Source organism: Natrinema soli (assembly GCF_028618695.1).
The window spans coordinates 1-5,566 of sequence record NZ_JAQIVI010000512.1 but is presented as its reverse complement, the minus strand read 5'-3'; the positions used below and the strand labels follow the sequence as shown (position 1 = coordinate 5,566).

General features: G+C 66.4%; 6 protein-coding genes. 4 read left to right on the top strand and 2 right to left on the bottom strand.

The features are described 5' to 3' along the window. From PGX04_RS25470 to PGX04_RS25455, 4 genes are all read left to right on the top strand, one after another. Positions 1-262, top strand: a 262-nt coding sequence (locus tag PGX04_RS25470) for a PGF-CTERM sorting domain-containing protein (RefSeq protein WP_273741055.1), incomplete at its 5' end; no start/stop codon positions are given. An 88-nt stretch (positions 263-350) separates the two neighbouring features. Beyond that, positions 351-1,871, top strand: coding sequence for a dihydrolipoyl dehydrogenase family protein (locus PGX04_RS25465; RefSeq protein ID WP_273741054.1), 1,521 nt, complete (start codon positions 351-353; stop codon positions 1,869-1,871). A 133-nt stretch (positions 1,872-2,004) separates the two neighbouring features. Beyond that, positions 2,005-2,562, top strand: coding sequence for a GNAT family N-acetyltransferase (locus PGX04_RS25460; RefSeq protein WP_273741053.1), 558 nt, complete (start codon positions 2,005-2,007; stop codon positions 2,560-2,562). A 105-nt stretch (positions 2,563-2,667) separates the two neighbouring features. After that, positions 2,668-3,450 carry an alpha/beta fold hydrolase gene (locus tag PGX04_RS25455; protein WP_273741052.1) on the top strand — a complete coding sequence of 261 codons (783 nt, stop codon included), beginning with the start codon at positions 2,668-2,670 and terminating at the stop codon, positions 3,448-3,450. 323 nt (positions 3,451-3,773) lie between these two features. On the opposite strand, the gene PGX04_RS25450 is transcribed toward PGX04_RS25455, so the two are convergent. Both PGX04_RS25450 and PGX04_RS25445 read right to left on the bottom strand, forming a co-directional pair. Beyond that, a complete protein-coding gene (locus tag PGX04_RS25450) occupies positions 3,774-5,075 on the bottom strand; it encodes an RNB domain-containing ribonuclease (RefSeq protein WP_273741051.1) in 1,302 nt (433 codons plus the stop codon). A gap of 63 nt (positions 5,076-5,138) precedes the next feature. Then, positions 5,139-5,435 carry a DUF7562 family protein gene (locus tag PGX04_RS25445; RefSeq protein ID WP_273741050.1) on the bottom strand — a complete coding sequence of 99 codons (297 nt, stop codon included), beginning with the start codon at positions 5,433-5,435 and terminating at the stop codon, positions 5,139-5,141. Between the last annotated feature and the right edge of the window lie 131 nt (positions 5,436-5,566).

Below are 5,566 nucleotides of genomic sequence, written 5' to 3'. Positions count from 1 at the left end.
GAGCGACGAGTCCCGCTACATGGTGACCCAGTCCAGCGACGCCTCGGCGACGGCCGACGTGCTCGTGGCGGTCAACCACTTCTCGGAGCGAGACCTCGCGATCCAGAGCGCCGACGGTGCCGATTCGGACGGTGACGGTTCCGACGGTACCGATTCCGACGATGACGACGGCGGCAACGGTGACGACAGCGTCCCCGGATTCGGTGCCGGAGCCGCGCTGGTCGCCCTGCTGATCGGGACCGCCGCCCGGATCCGACGGTAACGAGCCGCCCCCGGTCTTCCGCGTTTTCGAGCCGTCAGGACGGACAGTCCGAACAAACGTCTTTTTGCGTCGGCCCCGAACGACCGCTATGGGACACGTTGCGATCGTCGGTGCATACGGCAGTGCTGGCGTCGCCGTCGCCGACGAACTCTGCGAGCGACGCGACGAATTCACCGACGACCTCAAGCTGACGCTGATCGACGACGGCGATCCCGGCGGCGGACTCTGCATTCTCCGCGGCTGCATGCCGTCGAAGGACGTCCTCTCGGCCGGCGAGCACCGGTATCTGGCGCGTCACGACGATCGGCTTGAGGGCGTCCCCGAGGCGGATCCCGAGCGAATCGTCGCCCGCAAGGACGAGCACGTCTCGAACTTCGCCGAACACCGCCGAAGCCACGTCCACGATCTCGCCGATCGAGACGGCGTCGAACTCCTCCGCGAGACCGCCCGCTTCGTCGACGACCGCGTGCTCGACGTGGGCGGACGGCGGCTCGAGCCCGACTACGTCGTCGTGGCGACCGGATCCGTGCCGAACATCCCCGATCTACCGGGGATCGACGAGGTCCCCACTCGAACCAGTACGGACGTCCTCGACGCGACCGCGTTTCCGGACTCGGGGATCGTGCTGGGCAACGGCTACATCAGCCTCGAACTCGGGCCCTACCTCAGCGAGATCGGTGACGTCGACCTCACCGTGATCGAGCACGACGAGCGCCCGCTTGAGGAGATGAAAGACGCGTACGGCGAGACGGTTCTCGACATCTACCGCGATCAGTTCGGGATCGAGGTTCTGACGAACACGGACGAGAAACGACTCGAGTCGACCGCCGACGGCGGCGTCCGGCTGATCGCCGAACGGACGGGCGACGGCGAACGGGAGGACGGCGGCGAGGGAGACGACGGTGGCGAGCGTCCGGGCGATAGCGAGGAGATAACCGTCGAAGCCGACGAACTCTACTGCTTTACCGGCCGTCGGCCGAACCTCGACGGGCTGGGACTGGAGAACACTCGACTCGAGCCAGATGACGGCTGGGTCACGTCGACGATGCAGGCTCGCGACGACGAGCGCGTGTTCGTCGTCGGTGACGCCAACGGCCGCGAGCCGATCCTGCACGTCGCCAAGGAACAGGGGTTCGCGGCCGGCGAAAACATCGTCGCCCACCAGCGAGGTGAGGACTGCGAGCCCTACGCGAACGTCCCGCACCACGTGATTTTTTCGGGACTGGGCGTCTACCCCTTCGCCCGCATCGGTCACACGCCGTCGACCGCCGCGGCGACGCACATGGACGAGATCGTCGTCACCCGCGAGGCGTCGTCGGACGGCGTCTTCGAGACGAAAGGCCACTCCGAAGGCCGGGCGACGCTGATCGTCAGCGCCGACGACGGCACCGTGTTGGGGTATCAGGGGCTGCACCGGCACGCCGACGTGATGGCCAAAACGATGCAGGTCGTCGTCGAGATGGGACTGGACGTCCGCGAGGTACCCAAGCGGGCCTACCACCCGACGACGCCCGAACTCCTCGACGGCCTCTTCCGAGCGGCGTGTGCTGAACTGGCGGAGCGCGAGGACTGCGTCGCGGAGACCGATTCGGAGGATATGATTCCCTAAGCTCGTTATACTCCCTCGAGGGGAAGCGGCAACTCGTTCGAGTCGTCCCCTCGGATTCGTCGCGTCCGGCGACGGTAACGGATCGATGGCGGTCGGGTACCGCTTTTTAACGGCTGCCGTGATAGCCATCTCCGTGACTCGAGTCGTTCGACGGGCGACGATCGATGACGTCTGGGCCGTTCACGAGATTGCGCGCGAGAGCTGGCACGCCGCCTACGACGACGTTCTCGGGCCCGAGACGGTCGACGAGGTCGTCGACGACTGGTACGCGATCGGCGATCTCGAGTCCGCGATTACGGACGTCAGCGGCCGCGAGGACGCCGCGTTTCTCGTCGCCGAACGAGCGCCGGGACAGTCGTCCGCTGCCGGGCTCGAGCGCGGATCCGAGCCTCGCGGCTTCGCCCACGCCGTCCCATGGCCGGAAGATACCGCCGTGGCGTTTCTCGCGCGCCTGTACGTCCGACCGGACGACTGGAACGAAGGGACCGGAACCGCGTTGATCGAGCGCCTCGAGACCGGTCTCTCGCCGGCGTTCGATCGGATTCGGTTGGCCGTCCTCACCGCCAACGAGGTCGGCGTCTCGTTCTACGAATCCCGCGGCTTCGACCGCGTCGAGACCCGCCCGTCCGATCTGGCGGCAGGGCTCGAGGAGCACGTCTACGAACGGCAGCTATCGACCGCGGACGAGTGACCGCGTCACCGTCGCCGAACGGGTTGCCGACGCTCGATCGACCCGATCGGCGTTCCCGCGAACCGGTCCAAACGGTTACGTGTTCGATGCGTGTATTGGCATCTCATGCCAACTGGAGCGACGTTCGATTCCGACGGCGTTCGGCTCGCATACGACGACCTGGTCCCCGAGGGAGACGGCGGAGCCGCCGCACCGATCGTTCTCGTCCACGGCTTCGCCTCGAGCCGGCACGAGAACTGGCGGAATCGCGATTGGGACGACACGTTGCTCGAGGCGGGCCGTCGAGTCATCGCACTGGACTGTCGGGGCCACGGCGAAAGCGAGAACCCCCACGACCCGGCGGCCTACGAGACCGACGTGATGGCCGCCGACGTGGTCCGACTGCTCAAGCACCTCGAGATCGAGACCGCCGACTTTCTGGGATACTCGATGGGTGGCCGGATCGGGACAGAAGCGCTGTACCGCCATCCGGAGCGGTTCAACGCCGGCGTCCTGGCCGGTATCGGGGCGGCGACGCTCGAGCCGAGCGACGCCGGGGATCGGATCGCAGACGGCCTGCTGGCCGACGACGCCGAGGACGTGACGGATCCGATCGGCAAGCGTTTCCGGCTCTTCGCGGAGACGACGGACAATGACCTCGAGGCGCTCGCGGCCTGCGCCCGGACGCGAACGGCACCCGCGGACTGGGACGAGATCGCGCAGGTCGAGCATCCGGTGCTGATCGTGGCTGGCGAGCACGACGATATTACGGGTGACCCCGAACCGCTCGCTGACGGGTTTCCCAACGGCGAGGCGGTCGTCGTCGACGACGCCGACCACCTGACGACCGTCCCCGACGAGCGGTTTACGGCGGCCGTGCTCGAGTTCCTCGAGCGGGAGGGGTTGTAGATCGAACTCGTTACCGCTTGCACACTTACTTGACGGCTGTACGGTCCGGTCTGTACAGCGGCGGTTGACGACTCGAGTACGCTGCTCTCGTGGCAACAGGGAATCGCCACGCCCTCCCCAACCGATTTCTCCTCACGGGTGCTTCGCACCCGTTCGGATGGTTCGTGGGACCGGAGTCCCGCGCTAACGCTCGCTCCTTCCAGTCGCTCACTCATCCCTCGCACGGAGTTCTCGTCCGCCCTCACTCTCGTTCGGACGGACGAAAGCACGCGCCACCGCACGTGGTTCAATCGAGCAGCAGGAAAAGAGGCCGAATGCCGATTCTATAGCGTTTTCTCGGCCTCTTCCTCGTCTTCGACGACTTCGATCCCGCGGTTGTTGACCGCCATCGGATCGAGCCCGACCTCCTGGAGGAAGGTCTTGTACTCGCGCTCGCACTGCTCGGCGTCTTTCTGCTTGTCGCTGGCGCGGTCGCAGAGCTCGACGAGGTTCTCCGGGACGTCGTTCTGGTAGACGATCCAGTGGTTGATCAGGTCGCTGAGCCGCCGGATGGGACTCGTGAAGTGGCCGTAGATCTCGAAGTTCAACGCGTGGTGGCCGCCGAACGGGTCGTTCATGTACCGCGCGCGGGGCATCACCTTCATCACCGCCCACTGGATCTTGTCGAGCTGGCGGCCGGGGGCGTCCTCGAGCGTCGCGTTGACGGCCTTTCGCGGGTCGTCCCAGGTGCTCCCGGGAATCGAAACGCCGTCGAGGTCCTGTATCTCCCGGAGGGCCTCGGACCACTCGTCGGGGCTGGGCTGCGGGTGAACTCGGTACATGGCCGAGACGCCGCGATTCCACATGAGTTCGTGCGTGACGGCCTTGTTGGCCTTCAGCATGCACTCCTCGATGATGGTGTGCGCGCGGTCTCGGGCGGGGTTGAGGACGAGCGAGCCGTCCTCCTTGCGCTGTTCGTGCATCTGCTCGGCGAGGTCGTACACCAGCGCGTTCTCCTCGTGGAGCGGCGCGTCGGGGTCCTCGAGCCGACTCTCGGCCTCCGCGTAGGTGAGCCGCTCGTCGGACTCGATGACCGACTTGTAGATCTCGATGTTCTCGTAGGTCAGATTCTCCTTGTCGAGGTGCATCTCGACGGTGTGGGCCAACCGATCCTCGTTGGGGACCAGTGAGCAGACCGTCTCGGCCAGCACCGGCGGCAGCATGTGGACCGTGTAGCCGGGGAGATAGACCGTGTTCCCGCGTTCGACGGCCTCGTCCCACATGGCCGTCTCGGGGTTGACGTAGTGGGTCACGTCGGCGATGTGCACCCAGAGGACGTACTCGTCGTCGCGTTCCGCGATCGAGATCGCGTCGTCGAAGTCCTGCGCGTCGATCGGGTCCGTCGTCCAGGTCGTCAGATCGCGTAGATCCTCCCGCTCGCCGATCTCGTCCTGGATCTCCGCCGTCACGCCCTCCGTTCGGGCCTCGGCCTCCTCGAGGACCTCGGGCGGGAACTCGTCGCGGAGTTCGAACTTCTCGAACAGCTCCTCGCGCTTGTTCTCGAGATGGCGCGCGAGATCCTCCGAGACCTCGACGGGTCCCTGGCCTTCAACCGTCCCGGCGTCGGCCTGTGCGTCGTCACTCATGACGTGGGCTACGGACGTGAGGGTGAAAGTCGTGTCGGGATGCGGACCGGGCTCGACGCGAGGCTACCGCTCGCTTTCCTCGAGCGCGCCGTATCGCTCCTCGACGGTCTGCAGATACCGCGAGAGGAAGCGCTCCCGGTCGGTACCACCGGCCTCGAGATCGACTAACAGCGCCTCGAGTTCGTCTCGCGGGTGGTGACAGAGGTCGCGGTGACAGGACTTACAGAGGTGTTCGAACGTCTTGTCGTCGCGGTCCCAGCGGTCGCCGTGTTTGTCGTACTCGCGGGCCTCGTCGCGCGGGCGCTCGGTGCCACAGGCGAGACAGGTCACCGTCTCCGTGCGGGTCCGAGAGGGCCACATGGTTGGCCTGACGGCGCGGGTTCACTTAGCGATTGGCACACGTTGTACCCGACCGGCCGATCAGGGCAGCCGATCTACCGGGACCGATCGCGCCCCTCGGCGGCGCGGCCGCCCTCGTCCGCACGGTCGTC

Bases quoted from the DNA above. Each gene is read 5' to 3' on its own strand.
- PGX04_RS25465 (WP_273741054.1), top strand. From the start codon at position 351: ATGGGACACGTTGCGATCGTCGGTGCATACGGCAGTGCTGGCGTCGCC.
- PGX04_RS25455 (WP_273741052.1), top strand. From the start codon at position 2,668: ATGCCAACTGGAGCGACGTTCGATTCCGACGGCGTTCGGCTCGCATAC.
- PGX04_RS25450 (WP_273741051.1), bottom strand. From the start codon at position 5,075: ATGAGTGACGACGCACAGGCCGACGCCGGGACGGTTGAAGGCCAGGGA.
- PGX04_RS25445 (WP_273741050.1), bottom strand. From the start codon at position 5,435: ATGTGGCCCTCTCGGACCCGCACGGAGACGGTGACCTGTCTCGCCTGT.